Source organism: Streptomyces sp. NBC_00457 (assembly GCF_036014015.1).
Classification (GTDB): domain Bacteria; phylum Actinomycetota; class Actinomycetes; order Streptomycetales; family Streptomycetaceae; genus Streptomyces.
This window is the reverse complement of sequence record NZ_CP107905.1, coordinates 6,537,155-6,554,407: the sequence shown is the minus strand read 5'-3', so window position 1 is coordinate 6,554,407 and position 17,253 is coordinate 6,537,155. Positions and strand designations below refer to the sequence as shown.

11 protein-coding genes and 1 rRNA gene are annotated in these 17,253 nt (G+C 68.6%); 2 read left to right on the top strand and 10 right to left on the bottom strand.

Annotated features, from left to right (window positions below):
* Positions 1 to 242: 242 nt before the first annotated feature.
* Positions 243 to 1,768: ribosomal RNA gene (locus tag OG828_RS29955) — 16S ribosomal RNA — on the bottom strand.
* Positions 1,769 to 2,358: 590 nt separating this feature from the next.
* Positions 2,359 to 3,366 (bottom strand): stage II sporulation protein M, encoded by a 1,008-nt coding sequence (locus OG828_RS29950; RefSeq protein WP_328502875.1) that lies wholly within the window; start codon positions 3,364 to 3,366, stop codon positions 2,359 to 2,361.
* A gap of 127 nt (positions 3,367 to 3,493) precedes the next feature.
* Here OG828_RS29950 and OG828_RS29945 point away from each other — a divergent pair, with 127 nt between their 5' ends.
* Complete coding sequence (locus tag OG828_RS29945) at positions 3,494 to 4,444, top strand: RDD family protein (RefSeq protein ID WP_328502874.1); 951 nt, start codon at positions 3,494 to 3,496, stop codon at positions 4,442 to 4,444.
* A 35-nt stretch (positions 4,445 to 4,479) separates the two neighbouring features.
* Here OG828_RS29945 and OG828_RS29940 read toward each other — a convergent pair whose 3' ends face one another.
* Positions 4,480 to 5,094: a hypothetical protein gene (locus OG828_RS29940; protein ID WP_328363488.1), complete on the bottom strand. Its 615-nt coding sequence runs from the start codon at positions 5,092 to 5,094 to the stop codon at positions 4,480 to 4,482.
* A 218-nt stretch (positions 5,095 to 5,312) separates the two neighbouring features.
* Positions 5,313 to 6,770: an adenosylhomocysteinase gene (gene ahcY, locus OG828_RS29935; protein WP_328502873.1), complete on the bottom strand. Its 1,458-nt coding sequence runs from the start codon at positions 6,768 to 6,770 to the stop codon at positions 5,313 to 5,315.
* Between the two features lie 490 nt (positions 6,771 to 7,260).
* Here ahcY and OG828_RS29930 point away from each other — a divergent pair, with 490 nt between their 5' ends.
* Entirely contained in the window at positions 7,261 to 9,465 is a 2,205-nt protein-coding gene (locus OG828_RS29930; RefSeq protein ID WP_328502872.1) for a fructose-specific PTS transporter subunit EIIC, read from the top strand.
* A gap of 124 nt (positions 9,466 to 9,589) precedes the next feature.
* Here OG828_RS29930 and OG828_RS29925 read toward each other — a convergent pair whose 3' ends face one another.
* The 6 genes from OG828_RS29925 to OG828_RS29900 all read right to left on the bottom strand — a co-directional run bounded on the left by OG828_RS29925 (position 9,590) and on the right by OG828_RS29900 (position 17,127).
* The gene (locus OG828_RS29925) at positions 9,590 to 10,570 is read right to left on the bottom strand and encodes a cation diffusion facilitator family transporter (protein ID WP_328363476.1); all 981 of its coding nucleotides are present in this window, start codon (positions 10,568 to 10,570) and stop codon (positions 9,590 to 9,592) included.
* 116 nt (positions 10,571 to 10,686) lie between these two features.
* Positions 10,687 to 11,838 (bottom strand): mannose-6-phosphate isomerase, class I, encoded by a 1,152-nt coding sequence (gene manA / locus OG828_RS29920; RefSeq protein WP_328502871.1) that lies wholly within the window; start codon positions 11,836 to 11,838, stop codon positions 10,687 to 10,689.
* 142 nt (positions 11,839 to 11,980) lie between these two features.
* Positions 11,981 to 13,111 (bottom strand): SIS domain-containing protein, encoded by a 1,131-nt coding sequence (locus OG828_RS29915; protein WP_328363470.1) that lies wholly within the window; start codon positions 13,109 to 13,111, stop codon positions 11,981 to 11,983.
* A gap of 27 nt (positions 13,112 to 13,138) precedes the next feature.
* A complete protein-coding gene (locus OG828_RS29910) occupies positions 13,139 to 13,309 on the bottom strand; it encodes a Trm112 family protein (RefSeq protein ID WP_210576332.1) in 171 nt (56 codons plus the stop codon).
* A 732-nt stretch (positions 13,310 to 14,041) separates the two neighbouring features.
* A complete protein-coding gene (locus OG828_RS29905; RefSeq protein ID WP_328440310.1) occupies positions 14,042 to 15,409 on the bottom strand; it encodes a phosphomannomutase/phosphoglucomutase in 1,368 nt (455 codons plus the stop codon).
* Positions 15,410 to 15,510: 101 nt separating this feature from the next.
* A complete protein-coding gene (locus OG828_RS29900) occupies positions 15,511 to 17,127 on the bottom strand; it encodes an L-lactate permease (protein WP_328440309.1) in 1,617 nt (538 codons plus the stop codon).
* Positions 17,128 to 17,253 lie beyond the last annotated feature (126 nt).

Here is a 17,253-nt window from a genome sequence, read left to right as displayed (position 1 = left end):
CGTCACACGGCGAGTTCACTGGGGCCGGCACCCGAGGAAAAATTCATTCCCTCAGACACCCAACAGCGTGCCCGACACCCTCGCCACTCGTGATCAGCTTTCCACGCTCCGAAGAGCAGTACTGGCAGCCCGAGATGACTGAGTGTGCCGAATAATCAACGTTCCACCCATGAGCTGACCACCGCAGGACGTGTGCCTGCGTAGTGGCTCTGGCTGCCTTGCGGCAGCTAGATGCTCCTTAGAAAGGAGGTGATCCAGCCGCACCTTCCGGTACGGCTACCTTGTTACGACTTCGTCCCAATCGCCAGTCCCACCTTCGACAGCTCCCTCCCACAAGGGGTTGGGCCACCGGCTTCGGGTGTTACCGACTTTCGTGACGTGACGGGCGGTGTGTACAAGGCCCGGGAACGTATTCACCGCAGCACTGCTGATCTGCGATTACTAGCAACTCCGACTTCATGGGGTCGAGTTGCAGACCCCAATCCGAACTGAGACCGGCTTTTTGAGATTCGCTCCACCTCACGGCATCGCAGCTCATTGTACCGGCCATTGTAGCACGTGTGCAGCCCAAGACATAAGGGGCATGATGACTTGACGTCGTCCCCACCTTCCTCCGAGTTGACCCCGGCGGTCTCCTGTGAGTCCCCATCACCCCGAAGGGCATGCTGGCAACACAGGACAAGGGTTGCGCTCGTTGCGGGACTTAACCCAACATCTCACGACACGAGCTGACGACAGCCATGCACCACCTGTCACCCGGCCACAAGGGGGGCACCATCTCTGATGCTTTCCGGGCGATGTCAAGCCTTGGTAAGGTTCTTCGCGTTGCGTCGAATTAAGCCACATGCTCCGCTGCTTGTGCGGGCCCCCGTCAATTCCTTTGAGTTTTAGCCTTGCGGCCGTACTCCCCAGGCGGGGAACTTAATGCGTTAGCTGCGGCACCGACGACGTGGAATGTCGCCAACACCTAGTTCCCACCGTTTACGGCGTGGACTACCAGGGTATCTAATCCTGTTCGCTCCCCACGCTTTCGCTCCTCAGCGTCAGTAATGGCCCAGAGATCCGCCTTCGCCACCGGTGTTCCTCCTGATATCTGCGCATTTCACCGCTACACCAGGAATTCCGATCTCCCCTACCACACTCTAGCTAGCCCGTATCGAATGCAGACCCGGGGTTAAGCCCCGGGCTTTCACACCCGACGTGACAAGCCGCCTACGAGCTCTTTACGCCCAATAATTCCGGACAACGCTTGCGCCCTACGTATTACCGCGGCTGCTGGCACGTAGTTAGCCGGCGCTTCTTCTGCAGGTACCGTCACTTTCGCTTCTTCCCTGCTGAAAGAGGTTTACAACCCGAAGGCCGTCATCCCTCACGCGGCGTCGCTGCATCAGGCTTGCGCCCATTGTGCAATATTCCCCACTGCTGCCTCCCGTAGGAGTCTGGGCCGTGTCTCAGTCCCAGTGTGGCCGGTCGCCCTCTCAGGCCGGCTACCCGTCGTCGCCTTGGTGAGCCATTACCTCACCAACAAGCTGATAGGCCGCGGGCCCATCCTTCACCGCCGGAGCTTTCAACCCCCACAGATGCCCGTGGAAGTGCTATCCGGTATTAGACCCCGTTTCCAGGGCTTGTCCCAGAGTGAAGGGCAGATTGCCCACGTGTTACTCACCCGTTCGCCACTAATCCCCACCGAAGTGGTTCATCGTTCGACTTGCATGTGTTAAGCACGCCGCCAGCGTTCGTCCTGAGCCAGGATCAAACTCTCCGTGAATGTATTCCCGGTCATCCGGGTCGACACCACGAGAGCGGAACCGCCGAGCGGAATAAGCCCGACCGTTCACAGCGTCCTCGCTGTGTATTTCTTCAAAGGAACCACGCCCTCTCAAATTGAGAGAGACGGGGTATCAACATATCTGGCGTTGATTTTTGGCACGCTGTTGAGTTCTCAAGGAACGGACGCTTCCTTCGTACTCACCCGAGACACACTCTCTCGCGGCTTTCCTCCGGGCGCTTCCCTTCGGTGTTTCCAACCTTACCAGATCGCTTTTCCGTTCCGTTTCCGGTCGGAATTCGTTTCCGGTGGCCGTTGGAGTGGCCTTGCCTATTTGATTGCCTTCCGGCTCTCTTTCGGCGAGTCCGACTTTATCAGAAGTTTTTGACCGGCCTGACAGGCCACTCAGTCCTGAATAATCGGGGGCTTCTCGGGAAGTGAGATCACAAGAAGCCGACAGATGCTCACTGTCGCCCCGGGCAAACCCTGCCCTCTAGGCAACTGTTTGAATCTACCTCCCCACGCCCTCCGTGTCAACGGCTCTTGTGGGGCGAACGAGAGACTAGCAGCTCAGCAGACATGTCCGCACATCAGGCAGCCGTCGGAACCGCGGCGCTGCGCTCCGCGGCCTCGACGTCGCCCGTCTCCCCGGTGCGGGCGGCGCGGCCGCCCAGGACGTAGACGTAGGCAAGGAAGACGAGCTCAGCGAGGACCCCGATGCTTATTCGTCCCCATGTAGGCAGGCCCGACGGGGTCACGAAGCCTTCGATGGCGCCGGAGATGAAGAGGACCAGGGCGAGGCCGATGGCCATGCCCACTGCGGCTCGGCCCTCTTCCGCGAGGGCCGTGCGTCGGCTGCGTGGGCCGGGGTCGATGACGGTCCAGCCGAGGCGCAGGCCGGTGCCGGCGGCTACGAAGACCGCGGTCAGCTCAAGCAGACCGTGCGGAAGGACGAGACCGAGGAAGGTGTCGAGCCGGCCGGCTGAGGACATCAGGCCGAAGCCCACGCCGAGGTTGAGCATGTTCTGGAAGAGGATCCACAGGACCGGGAGGCCCAGGAAGACCCCGAGGATCAGACACAGGGCGGCCGCCCAGGCGTTGTTCGTCCACACTTGGGCGGCGAAGGAGGCCGCGGGGTGGCTCGAGTAGTAGGCCTCGTACTGGCCTCCGGGGCGGGTGAGCTCGCGCAGCTCATCCGGGGCCGCTATGGAGGACTGCACTTCTGGGTGAGTGCCTATCCACCAGCCCAGAAGGGCCGCGACCAGGGTCGACAGGAGCGCGGTGGGTACCCACCAGTGGCGCGACTTGTAGACCGCGGCGGGGAATCCGTGCGTGAGGAAGCGGGTGACGTCGCGCCAGGAGGCGCGTCGCGTGCCTGTCACGGCACTACGCGCGCGTGCCACGAGTTGGCTGAGCCGACCGGTCAATTGCGGGTCGGGGGCGCTGGACTGGATCAGGGAGAGATGGGTGGCGGTGCGCTGGTAGAGGGCGACGAGTTCGTCGGCCTCGGCACCGGTGAGGCTGCGCTGGCGCCGGAGCAGGGCGTCGAGGCGGTCCCATTCGGCTCGGTGGGCGGTGACGAAGACGTCGAGGTCCATCGGTTTGCCTGCTCCTGGGCTGTTCGTCGGCGGCTCGTCGTGGTGTCAGCTTGTCGTACTGCGGCGCGATGCGCCCTCAGCTTGGCAGACTGGCCCTTCTCAGGGCAGGTCAGGGAAGGACAGCGGCGTGAGTGAGCTGGTGACGGGTGAGGCGGTGGCGCTGGAGTTGCGCCCCGCGAGGCTGCCCAGCAGGGCGCTGGCCGTCCTGCTCGATCTGGTGGTGGCCGTGATCGTCTACCTGGTCGTGACCATCGGTCTGGTGGTCTCGACAGCGTCATTGGACGAGGCGGCACAGTTCGCTCTGTCGATCGCGACATTCGTATTGGTGCTGGTGGGCGGACCGATCGCGGTCGAGACGCTGAGCCATGGGCGGTCGCTCGGCAAGATGGCGTGCGGGCTGCGTGTGGTGCGGGACGACGGCGGGCCGATCCGGTTCCGGCATGCGCTGGTACGGGGTGGGATCGGCGTGATTGAGATTCTGATGACATTCGGCGTGATCGCCTGCATCGCTTCTCTCGTGTCGGCGCGCGGGCGGAGGCTCGGGGACGTGTTCGCAGGGACTCTGGTCGTGAGGGAACGGGTGCCCGTGGCCCGTACGACCTTCGTTCCTCCGCCCCCGCCCTGGCTGGCCGGGCGGTTCGCCGAGCTGGATCTGTCGGCCGTACCGGACGGTCTGTGGCTTGCCATCCGCCAGTATCTGACGCGGATGCAGCAGCTGGATCCGCAGGTCGGCTGGGCCATGGCGGAACGGCTCGCCACCGACCTCGCGGCCCGTACGGGGAGCCCGGTGCCGCAGAGCGTTCCGCCGGCCGCGTATTTGGCTGCGGTGGTGCAGGAACGGCAGGCACGGGATGCCAGGCGTGCCTTCGCGGGCGGTTCGGTGGTGGGCGGTCAGGCTGTGGGTGCTCCCGCAGCTGGTGGCGGGCCTGCGGCCGGTGTGCCAGGGGCGTTTGTGCCTCCGCCGGTTCCGTCCACGGTCCCTGCTCCTCAGCCCGAGGCTCCGGTCAGTGGTCGGCGCGAGGCTGCCGAGGTGTCGCCCGCCGACCGTCCTGCCACTGGGTTCGTACCGCCTGCCTAGCCCGGCCCGTCGGCCATCCAGCCCGAACGCGGCGCTCAGTCGAACGCGGACGGCGGCGAGTCAAGGTCCTCCAACTCGATGCCCGGTGCCGCGAGCACGACGTCGCCGGCGATGTGTACGGCGTGCTGTTCGCCCGTGTCCAGGGCTGTGACCTGGTACTCGTCCACGGTCAGGGGGCCGTTGTCAGTGGCGTGTGTTTCTCTTTTCAGCAAGGCCCAGGACTGGTCCACGGTGCGCGGGGCGAGGACGGGGTCGGTGAAGGCGACGAGGCGTACGCGGGTTGCTGAGCTGGAAGGGGTGAGGCGCAGGAGACGAGTGGTGGCGATGAGGAATGCGGGGGACGTGCCGGTGAAGGCGTGGGCGCGGACGTTGCCTTCCGTGGCATGAGCCCCAGTGGGGTCTGTACGGACCCAGGTGACGCCGTCGAGCGCGGCGCCGCGGACCTGCCAGCCCGCGGCGTGGAGTTCGAGGCGGATGGGGCGGCCGAGTTCGTCGAGGGTGAGGTCGACGGAGCCGCTGTGGTCACCCGCGGGGGTGGTCCGTTGTGAGACGTAGCGCCAGCCGGAGGGGCCGGGGGCGCAGTGGAAGTGCTCGTCTGCGAGGGGGGTGTGATCGTGCGGATCGTGGAGCGAATAACGGCCGCGGGGCATGGGGGTCCTGGGTCTTGACGGGCTGGTCCGGCCGCAACGGCCAACGGGGCAGGCCCCCGGCACGGGGGTGCGGGGGCCTGCCTCGGAGGACCTGCTGGTGAGAGCGCGTCAGCGCACCGGCGCGCTCTCACGGGATGCGGTCAGTACTCAGCGGTACTCAGTGCCAGAGCCGGCGGCTACCAACAGCAGCCGACGGCTCAACAGCGGCAGCCGAGGGCTCAGTAGCGGTAGTGGTCCGGCTTGTACGGCCCCTCGACCTCGACACCGATGTACGCGGCCTGCTCCGGGCGCAGCGTGGTCAGCTTCACGCCGAGCGCTTCCAGGTGGAGGCGGGCGACCTTCTCGTCGAGGTGCTTGGGCAGCACGTACACGTCGGTCGGGTACGCGTCGGGCTTGGTGAACAGCTCGATCTGGGCCAGGGTCTGGTCCGCGAAGGAGTTGGACATCACGAACGACGGGTGGCCGGTGGCGTTGCCCAGGTTCAGCAGGCGGCCCTCGGAGAGGACGATGAGCACCTTGCCGTCGGGGAACGTCCAGGTGTGAACCTGCGGCTTGACCTCGTCCTTGACGATGCCGGGGATCTTGGCGAGGCCGGCCATGTCGATCTCGTTGTCGAAGTGGCCGATGTTGCCCACGATCGCCTGGTGCTTCATCTTGGCCATGTCCGAGGCCATGATGATGTCCTTGTTGCCGGTCGTGGTGATGAAGATGTCGGCCGTCTCGACGACCTCGTCGAGGGTCGTCACCTGGTAGCCGTCCATCGCCGCCTGCAGTGCGCAGATCGGGTCGATCTCGGTGATGATCACGCGGGCGCCCTGGCCGCGCAGGGACTCCGCGCAGCCCTTGCCCACGTCGCCGTAGCCGAAGACCACGGCGGTCTTGCCGCCGATGAGGACGTCGGTGGCGCGGTTGATGCCGTCGATCAGGGAGTGGCGGCAGCCGTACTTGTTGTCGAACTTCGACTTGGTGACGGCGTCGTTGACGTTGATCGCCGGGAACAGGAGGGTGCCGTCGCGGTGCATCTCGTACAGGCGGTGGACGCCGGTCGTGGTCTCCTCGGTCACGCCGCGGATCTCCGAGGCGAGCTGGGCCCACTTCTGCGAGCCGTCCGAGATGGTGCGGTTCAGGAGCTCAAGGATGACGCGGTGCTCGTCGTTCTCGGCGGTGTCGACCGACGGGACCTTGCCGGCCTTCTCGTACTCGACGCCCTTGTGGACGAGGAGGGTGGCGTCGCCACCGTCGTCCAGGATCATGTTCGGGCCGCCGGTGGGGGTGTTCGGCCAGGTCAGCGCCTGCTCCGTGCACCACCAGTACTCCTCCAGGGTCTCGCCCTTCCAGGCGAAGACCGGGATGCCCTGGGGGTTGTCGGGCGTGCCGTTCGGGCCGACGGCGACGGCGGCGGCCGCGTGGTCCTGGGTGGAGAAGATGTTGCAGGACACCCAGCGGACCTCGGCGCCCAGGGCGACCAGGGTCTCGATCAGGACCGCGGTCTGCACGGTCATGTGCAGGGAGCCCATGATTCGGGCGCCGGCCAGCGGCTGAGTGGCGGCGAACTCCCTGCGGATCGCCATCAGGCCGGGCATCTCGTGCTCGGCGAGGGTGATCTCCTTGCGGCCGAACTCGGCCAGGGAGAGGTCGGCGACCTTGAAGTCCTGTCGGTTTTCGACAGTCGTCATACGAGCTGCTCCTCGGAGGTTGAGGCGAGGTGGATACGGCTGTTCTGCGCGGCGGCGGACACAGGGGTGCCCGAAGAGGACACAGGTATGCCCGCGATCACGCAGCGCAGTCCGTCGGAGGCCCTCTCTCCCTCGGTCGGTCCGCGGTGGGACCGCCCGACCGCCATCAGCAGCGACGTCTGGCTCCGTCCCAAGCTACACCGGCAGAGCGGGCCGTCCCCAGCCCGCCTCCGAATAGATCAGGCCGATCACGGTCCCGGGGAGGGCCCGTCCGCCGGCTGGCCTGTCGGGCGGCGAACGGTTGTGACAGCGATAACAGGACACCCGCAATCGGATGGACAGGCGTCGACAGACCAGGACTTTCAGGCACTCCTGCCTCTTTGAGCTGGGAGAGAGGTGTTGCAGGATGCGAGGAGATCGGGACATCTGATCGATCCTGCGGGACGTCCGGGACGGCGTTCTCGCGTGACAAAGGCGTTAGGAGATCGACGTGACCAGTCCGGCCGGCCCTCCCCCCACGGGCAGCGGCGGTGGCGAGCGCAAGAGGTTGAAGTTGCTCGCGGTGACCGCGTGCCCGACCGGCATCGCCCATACGTACATGGCGGCGGAGAAGCTCGCGCAGGCCGCCGTGAGCCGAGGCATCGACATGAAGGTGGAGACGCAGGGATCCATCGGGGCTGAAAACATCCTCGATGACAACGATGTCACATCCGCTGACGGCATCATCATCGCTGCAGACAAGGATGTGGACCTGAGCCGATTCGCAGGCAAGCGGGTCCTGACCGTCGGGGTCGCGGAGGGCATTCGCCACCCCGAGCAGCTGATCGAGCGGGTGCAGTCGGCGCCCGTACACATGGAGGGTGGCTCCCCCACGGCCGCCCGCGCCACCGGCGGCAAGGAACGCGGCATCACGTACAAGGCGCTGATGAACGGGGTCAGTTACATGATTCCGTTCGTGGTCGTCGGCGGGCTGCTGATCGCGGTCTCGCTCGCGATCGGCGGGAACACCACGCCGGACGGCCTGGTCATCCCGGAGGACTCCTTCTGGATGGACGTGAACAACATCGGCGTCATCGGCTTCACGCTGATGGTGCCGATCCTGTCCGGCTATATCGCCTACGCGATAGGCGACCGGCCCGCACTGGTGCCGGGCATGATCGGTGGCTGGATCGCGAACACCGGTGAGTTGTACGACTCGAAGGCGGGCGCCGGGTTCATCGGGGCGATCGTGACGGGGTTCCTGGCCGGTTATCTGGTCCTGTGGATCAAGAAGGTCAAGGTCCCGAAGTTCGTGCAGCCGATCATGCCGATCATCGTGATCCCGATCGTGGCGACCTCGGCGCTCGGGCTGTTCTTCATCTACGTCATCGGCAAGCCGATCTCCTGGGTCTTCGAGCATCTGACCAGCTGGCTCAGCGGGATGACGGGCACGAGCGCGATTCTGCTCGGGGCGATTCTCGGGCTCATGATCGCGTTCGACATGGGTGGGCCGGTGAACAAGACGGCGTTCCTGTTCGGCGCCGGGCTCATCGCGACCGGCAATCAGACGGTCATGGGCATGTGTGCCGCCGCGATCCCGGTCATGCCGCTGGGGCAGGGCCTCGCCACGCTGATCCGCAAGCGCCTCTACACCGAGCAGGAACGGGAAACCGGTCTGGCCTCGCTGTTCATGGGCTGCTTCGGCATCTCCGAGGGCGCGATCCCGTTCGCGGCGGCGCGGCCCGCGCAGGTCATCCCGGCCAATATGCTCGGCGGCGCCGTCGCCGGTGCGATCGCCGGGCTCGCCGGCGTCGAGGACGCGGTGCCGCACGGTGGGCCCATCGTGGCCGTGCTGGGTGCGGTGAGCGGCGTGCCGATGTTCTTCGTGGCCGTTGTGATCGGCTCTGCCGTCACCGCGCTGACGACGGTCGCCCTCGTCGACATCACCGAGCGGAGGCGGGGCACGCCGGTCGGCGGTGTGGGCGTGAGCGGGCCCGAGCCCTCGCTGGTCGGGGCGGGCGTGGGAGCGCGGGCCGCCACGAGCGCCGTAGGGGCGCAGGACGCCGCCAGAGCCGTACCGTCGCAAGCTGCCGGGCGTGCATCCGCGGCGCCGGTCGAGGGCGGGGCGAGCGCTGGCGGACCCGCCGAGACCGCGGCTGCGCGGGGCACGGGTACGACGGAGGAGGCAGCGGAATCTGCGGAGCCGGACTCTGCCGTGGACACCGCGAGCCCGAGCTCCACCCCGGAGTCAGCCACCCCCGAAGCCCTCTCCGGTCACCTCACCGCGCAGACCGTGAAGGTTCGGCTCGACGCCTCCGACAAGGAGACGGCGATCCGCGAGATGGCGGCCCTGCTGGCGCGGACGGGCAAGGTGGCGGACGTCGACGAGTTGGTGGCGACGGCGTTGCGGCGTGAGGCGCAGGGCACCACGGGGCTCGGTGAGGAAATCGCGATACCGCATGCCAAGACGGACGCGGTCACCGCGCCGGTCGTCGGGTTCGCGCGGTCCGCCGAGGGTGTCGAGTGGGGCTCGATGGACGGTACGAAGGCGAGGCTGGTGTTCATGATCGCCGTACCGGAAGCCGCCGCGGGTGACGAACACCTGCGGATACTGGCGCTGTTGTCGCGGAAGTTGATGGACAGCGCGTTCCGAGAGCGGCTCATGGCGGCGCCGGACGACGCGGCGGTGCTCGGCGTGCTGAGCGAGATCCAGTAGCCGGTAGCCGGTAGCCGGCACAACAGCCGATGGGGCCCGCCGAAACGCTCGGCGGGCCCCATCGTCGTAAACACATGGTCGTCAGCACATCGTCGTGCTGAGAACGCGGTCGTACGGCGTCGTATCAGTGCTCGGCGGGGTGGGGTGCCGGGCCTCCCGGCGTTGCCTCGCGGTCGGCGCCCTTCGCGGCCTCGGTCTCGCTGTAGATGTCGGGCTCGAGGTAGATCACGCGGGCGATCGGGACGGCGTCGCGGATGCGGGCCTCGGCCGCGTCGATGGCGGAGGCGATCTCCGTGGCCGTGTCGTCGTGCTGGACGGCGATCTTGGCGGCGACGAGCAGTTCCTCGGGGCCGAGGTGGAGCGTGCGCATGTGGATGATGCGGGTGACGGTGTCGCCGTCGACGATCGCGGCCTCGATCTTCTGGACGTCTTCGAGGCCGGCGGCCTCGCCGAGGAGGAGGGACTTGGTCTCGACGGCCAGCACGATGGCGATCAGGATGAGGAGCACGCCGATGCAGAGCGTGCCGATGCCGTCCCAGACGCCGTCGCCGGTGGCGAGGGCCAGGCCGACGCCGCCGAGGGCGAGGATCAGACCGACCAGCGCGCCGAGGTCCTCCAGGAGGACGACGGGCAGCTCGGGCGCCTTGGCGTGACGGACGAACTCCGACCAGGACTTCTTCCCGCGCAGGACGTTGGACTCCTTGATGGCCGTCCGGAAGGAGAAGGTCTCGGCGATGATCGCGAACACGAGGACGCCGATCGGCCAGTACCAGTGCTCGATCTCGTGCGGGTGCTTGATCTTCTCGTAGCCCTCGTAGAGGGCGAACATGCCGCCGACCGAGAACAGGATGATCGAGACGAGGAAGGCGTAGATGTAACGCTCGCGGCCGTACCCGAAGGGGTGCTGGGGGGTCGCCTCGCGCTGGGCCCTCTTGCCGCCGACGAGAAGCAGGCCCTGGTTACCGGAGTCGGCGAGGGAGTGCACCGACTCGGCGAGCATCGACGACGAGCCGCTGAAGAGGAACGCCACGAATTTCGCTACCGCGATCGCGAGGTTGGCGACGAGTGCCGCCACGATCGCCTTGGTGCCGCCTGACGCGCTCATGTATTCGCGTTGTCCCTTCGTACGTACGCCGTCCAGACCTTTGCCCGGTCTTTGCCAGTGGGCCATTGTTGCAGCCCGCTCCGACAACGGTGCGCGAGCCCGCAACTCCTTGACATTCAGGCGATGACGGTGGCCCGGAAGAGCGTTCCAGAACCGGATACTTCGGCCTTTTCGCCGGCCGGGACGAAGACCGACCGACCGGGGTTCAGCTCGTGCTCGCCGGCCCGTACGGAACCGGCCGTGCAGAGGAGGATCTGCGGGGTCTCGCGGGTGAGGTCGTGGGCGGCGCCGCCCACGGGGAGGACGTACCGGGAGAGCCGGAACTCGTCGATCGGGGTCTCGTAGACCTCCTCGCCGTCCGGGGACGCCTCCGGGCGCAGCACGCCGGGGTCGCTGGGCTCGAAGCGGACGATGCGCAGGAGTTCGGGGACGTCGACGTGCTTGGGGGTCAGGCCGCAGCGCAGGACGTTGTCGGAGTTGGCCATGATCTCGACGCCGAGGCCGTTGAGGTAGGCGTGCGGGATGCCGGCGCCGAGGTAGAGGGCCTCACCGGGCTGCAGGCGGACGTGGTTGAGGAGCATTGCGGCGATGACGCCGGGGTCGCCCGGGTAGTGGTGGGCGATGTCCGCGTAGGGGGCGTACTCGCCGCCGAGGCGGGCGCAGGCTGCGGCGGCCGCGGTGACGGTGCGGGCCATCTCCTCGCGGTCGGCGCTCAGAACGGCCGTCAGGACCTCGCGCAGCGCCGCCTCCTCGGGGTGGGCGCGCAGCAGGTCGACGTACGGCTTGAGGGAGTCGACGCCGAGGCCGGCCAGCAGGTCGGCGGCCTGCGCCGGGTCGCGGAAGCCGCACAGGCCGTCGAACTCGGTGAGCGCGCAGATGAGTTCGGGCTTGTGGTTGGCGTCCTTGTAGTTGCGGTGCGGGGCGTCCACGGGGATGCCCCGGCGCTCCTCGTCCTCGTAACCCTCCTTCGCCTGCTCCAGGTTGGGGTGCACCTGGAGGGAGAGGGGGGCGCCGGCGGCGAGGATCTTGAGCAGGAAGGGCAGGCCGGGGCCGAACTTGGCCACGGCCGCGGCGCCGAGTTCGCGTTCCGGGTTGTCGGCGATGACCTCGACGAGCGTGCCGCGGTCGGTGCGCGAGGGTGCGCCCGGGTGGGCACCCATCCACATCTCCGCCTGCGGTTCACCGGTCGGCTCGACGCCGAGCAGCTGCGGGATCGCGGTGGTGGAACCCCAGGCGTAGGGGCGGATGGTGTTGTCGAGGCGGTCCATTCGGCTCTCTGTCTGCTCTCTGCGTTCGACGCGTTCAATGCGTGCGATGCGTGCGCTGCGTGCGCTGCGTTCGACTCTGGTTCGCCGTGCGTGCGGCTTTCGTCTTGTCGCGTGTACGGCGGTCAGGGCGTCCTGGGTCAGATCAGGCCCTCGAAGCGAGCGCCAGGTAAACGGCGGCGAAATCGGTGATGGCGATCAGTTCGGCGAGGGTCTCCAGTTCGCCACCGGGTTCCGGCTCCAGTTCGCTGATCGGCGTGTCGTGGCTGAGGGCCAGGTCACGGGCTGCGGGGGCGGCGGTGAGGCCCTCGATCGGGCGGTCGCGGAGCAGCACCACGCGCGCGTGCATCGCGGGTGGCTCCTCGACGCGGTCGCGGAAGAAGTCGTCGGGGTCGGCACTGGCGGCGAGTGGGCCGGCGAGCAGGGCGCTGTGCGCGGCGAGTGCCTCGGGGAGTTCGGCGACTACGGCCGGTGTGCCAGAGAGTTCGGCGAGGGCCGCGGCGAACCTGCGGCCGGCCGGTCCTGCCGAGGTGCCCTCGGTCCAGACCAGCGGGAGGGCGTCGGCGAGTTCGGCCGCGAGGGTCTTGGCGGGGTTGCTGTACGTCGCGATGGCCGGCCCGCAGCGTTCGGCGATGTGGTCGAGGCGGTCGGCGACCTTCTCGATGGCGTCCGGCGGAGCGGTGAGCAGGCCGGTGCGGTCGAGGAGGGCGAGCAGCGGGGTCAGCAGCGCCCACAGGACGCCGGGCGCAGACGCGGCGGCGAGGGATTCGTCCTCCTCGTACGGGGCGGTCGCGAGCGGTACGAAGAGACCGTGGGCGCCGTCCACCGCCTCGGCGAGCGGGGTGCGGGGCGGGGCTACGGCGGCGACCGTGCAGCCGCGGCGGTAGGCCTGGTCGGCGAGGAGGGAGAGGCCGGGTTCGGTGCCGTCCGGGGTGGCGATGAGCAGGAGGTCCACCGAGCCGGCCCAGCCGGGGAGTTCCCAGCGCAGGGCGCCTGCGGCGGGGGCGACGCCGGAGGGGGCGAGGCGGGTCACCGGGCTGCCTGCGCCTGCGAGCGTGCCGAGGAGGTCGGCCACGCAGATGGCGGCGGCGCCGGGGCCCGCGATGAGCACGGCGCGGGGGCGGCCGTCCGGTTTGAGGTCGTGGACGCCGGACTCGGCGGCGTGCCGGGCCGCGGTGCGGACTCGGGCGCCGGCCTCTGCGGCGCCGCGGAGCAGGCCGCGTTGGTCGGCCTCCGAGAGCGCCTCGGGGGCGTCGAGCAGCGATTCGTCGAGCATGGGCGGCAGACTCCGATCGCCGGGTGGTTACGCGGGGTGGCGGGCCTCGTCGACGAGGAGGACGGGGATGCCGTCGCGGACGGGGTATGCCAGGCCGCAGTCCTGGCCTGTGCAGATCAGCTCCGTGTCCTGCTCCTTGAGAGGGGCGTGGCAGGCCGGGCAGGCGAGGATCTCCAGGAGGCCGGATTCGAGCGGCATGGGGGGTCCCTTCGGGGGCGGGGTGGGCTACGGCTGTGTGGGTGGATGTGCCTGGTCAGGGTACCGCTGGAGGGGGTGGGTGTGGGGGTTGGACGGGGTGGGGGTTCGGGGTGAGCAGCGTTGGTGTGACCGTTGGCGGGTTTCGCCCCCGCCGCCCCTACCCGTCCCATCCTGAAGGGGCTCCGCCCCTTCGACCCCGCCAGGGGGCTGCGCCCCCTGAACCCCCGCGGGGCTTCGCCCCTGCACCCCACCGGGGCTCCGCCCCTGAACCCCGGCCGGGCCGCGCCTCCTGCACCCCCCGCGGGGCTCCGCCCCTGCACCCCACCGGGGCTCCGCCCCTGAACCCCGGCCGGGCCGCGCCCCCCTGGGCCCCACTGGGGCTTCGCCCCTAGACCCGTCGGGGCTTCGCCCCGGACCCCGTCGGCCTGCGGCCTCGTCCTCAAACGCCGGACGGGCTGGGGGTGGCTGTGACGGTCTCGTCCTCGTGCGCCGACGGGAGTGGGTGTGGCTGAGACCGTCTCGTCCTCGCGCGCGGGACGGACTGGGTGTCGCTGACACAGTCTCGTCCTCCTACGCCGACCTACGCCGACGGGCTGAGTAGTGCCGACCGGCGTGCGAGAAGTGAGCGGCCCCAGTGGGTGGGTGGGGCCTCGGGATGGCACCTCCGGCCTCGGACTCCGGGCGGGCTGAAATGGCGCCGACCCGTACCGAGAGCCGTCCCCGGCGTCAGGGTCAGCCCCTGATGATCTCCAGCACCTCGTCCCGGACCTTCGTCATCGTGGCCTCGTCGCGGGCCTCTGCGTTCAGGCGGAGGAGTGGTTCCGTGTTGGAGGGGCGGACGTTGAACCACCAGTCGGCGGCGGTGATCGTGAGGCCGTCGAGGTGGTCGAGGGTTACGCCTTCGCGGCCCTCGTAGGCGGAGCGGATCGCGGTGAGGCGGGCGGTTTGGTCGTCGACGGTGGAGTTGATCTCGCCGGAGCCGGCGTAGCGGTCGTACTGGGCGACGAGGGCGGAGAGGGTGCCGTCCTGGCCGCCGAGGGCGGCGAGGACGTGGAGGGCGGCGAGCATGCCCGTGTCCGCGTTCCAGAAGTCGGCGAAGTAGTAGTGCGCGGAGTGCTCGCCGCCGAAGATCGCGCCGGACTTGGCCATTTCGGCCTTGATGAAGGAGTGGCCCACGCGGGTGCGGACGGGCGTGCCGCCGTTCTCCTTGACGACCTCCGGGACCGACCAGGACGTGATCAGGTTGTGGATGATCGTGCCCTTGCCGCCGTGCTTGGCCAGCTCGCGGGAGGCGACGAGGGCGGTGATGGCGGACGGGGAGACCGGGTCGCCGTGCTCGTCGACGACGAAGCAGCGGTCGGCGTCGCCGTCGAAGGCGATGCCGAGGTCGGCGGACTCGTCACGGACGCGCTTCTGGAGGTCGACGATGTTCGCCGGGTCCAGCGGGTTCGCCTCGTGGTTGGGGAAGGTGCCGTCCAGCTCGAAGTACATCGGCACCAGGGTCAGGGGCAGGCCGGCGAAGACCGTGGGCACGGTGTGGCCGCCCATGCCGTTGCCCGCGTCGACGACGACCTTCAGCGGGCGGATGGAGGTCAGGTCGACGAGGGAGCGGAGGTGTGCCGCGTAGTCCTCCAACGTGTCCCGCTGCGTGATCGTTCCCGTCGTGGCCGTCGGTTCCGGGCCGGCACCGGAGTCCATCCAGCCCTCGACCAGTGCGCGGATCTCGCCGAGGCCGGTGTCCTGGCCGACGGGGGCCGCGCCCGCCCGGCACATCTTGATGCCGTTGTACTGGGCCGGGTTGTGCGAGGCCGTGAACATGGCGCCCGGCAGGTCGAACGCGCCGGACGCGTAGTACAGCTGGTCGGTCGAGCACAGGCCGATCTCGGTCACGTCGGCACCGCGCGCCGCCGCCCCGCGCGCGAAGGCGCGCGACAGCCCTGGCGACGAGGGCCGCATGTCGTGCCCGGTCACGATCGCGCTCGCCCCGGTCACCTGGACGAAGGCGGCCCCGAACAGCTCGGCCAGCGATTCGTCCCATTGGTCCGGGACCACCCCGCGTACGTCGTACGCCTTCACGAGCTGCGACAGATCAGCAGACACGGCCAACCCTCCTGAAAGTCCTATCGGTCACCACAAGCTACCCGTACCCGCTGACAATGCGCTGTGCGGAGGCCAGGTGGACTCCCAGCCGTAACCTGAGGTCAGGGGAGCATCCAATCCAGCACCGGTGAACTCTGACCGACCACGATCAGGCACATCACCATCAGCAGCCCCACACTCCAGGGCAGCACTTTGCGGAGTATGTCCCCTTCGCGGCCCGCGAGTCCGACGGCCGCGCAGGCGATGGTGAGGTTCTGCGGCGAGATCATCTTGCCGAGGACACCGCCCGAACTGTTGGCGGCGGCCAGGAGTTCGGGCGACAGGCCGGACTCGCGGGCCGCGGTCACCTGCAGCGCCCCGAAGAGCGCGTTGGCCGAGGTGTCCGAGCCGGAGACGGCCACGCCGAACCAGCCGAGGACCGGGGACAGGAAGGCCAGCCCCGCGCCGGCCGCCGCCACGAAGTGGCCGATGGTGGCGGCCTGTCCGGAGAGGTTCATGACGTAGGCGAGGGCCAGCACGGACGTCACGGTCAGGATCGCGAACCGCAGTTCGTGCACGGTGGCCGCCCACTCCTTGACCGCCACGCGCGCGTGCACCCCGAGCACGACCGCGCTGCACACACCGGCCAGCAGCACGAGCGTCCCGCCGGTGGAGACGATCGGCCAGGTGAAGACGTTGCCGCCGACCGGCTCGCCGTCCGGTCCCGCGACGTCCAGGAAGGGCCAGTCGTACGTCTGTGTCGCCTCGGCCAGCCAGTCCTTGACCGCCGGGATCTGGGCGACGGAGAAGATGGCGACGATCAACGCGTACGGGGCGTAGGCACGGACGACTTCGGGCCGTGGGTCCTCCACGTCCAGGTCCTCGCTGCGCACCCCGGTCAGTACGGAGGCGCGTACGGACTCGGCGGCGGGCACGCGCGCGTGCGGTACGGCGACCAGGGCGCCCGCGCCGAGCAAGGCGGCGCCGATGTCGGCGAGTTGTGCCGAGACGTAGTTGGAGGCGACGAACTGGCCGACGGCGAAGGCGATTCCGCACGCCAGGGCGGGCACCCAGGTCTCCCGCAGTCCGCGCCGTCCGTCCACCAGGAACACCAGCACGAGCGGCACGACGAGCGCCAGCAGCGGTGTCTGACGCCCCACCACGGAGGCCACGGAGTCCAGTGGCAGGCCGGTGACTTGAGCGAGTGTCACGACCGGTGTGCCCATCGCGCCGAAGGCCACGGGCGCGGTGTTGGCGACCAGCGCGACGACGGCCGCGCGCACCGGCTCGAAGCCGAGCGCGACGAGCATGACCGAGCAGATCGCGACGGGTGCGCCGAACCCGGCGAGTGCCTCCAGCAGGGCACCGAAGCAGAAGGCCACGACCAGCGCCTGGATGCGCGGATCGTCGGAGAGCCGCCCGAACGACCGCCGCAGGATGTCGAAATGGCGGGTGCGGACGGTCATCCGGTACACCCACAGGGCGTTGACGACGATCCACAGAATCGGGAAGAGCCCGAACACGGCGCCCTGGACGGCGCTGGAGACCGTCTGGTCCAGCGGCATGCCGTACGCGAGCCAGGCGACCAGCGCGGCCGCCACGAGGCCCGTGAGGCCGGCCAGATGCGCCTTCATACGGACGCCGCCGAGCAGGACGAGGACGATCACAAGGGGCAGGGCCGCCACGAGGGCGGACAGGCCGAGCGAGTCGGCGACGGGTTCCAGTTCCTGGACATACACGGGCGCCTCCCGGATTCCGCTATGCGAAAGCGATTTCTCACGGGCTTCCGGAATGGTCGTGTCCGCAACAACTTCGCGTCAATGGGCGTGCGTCACTCGGCGAAAGGCACAGGGAACGCACAGAGA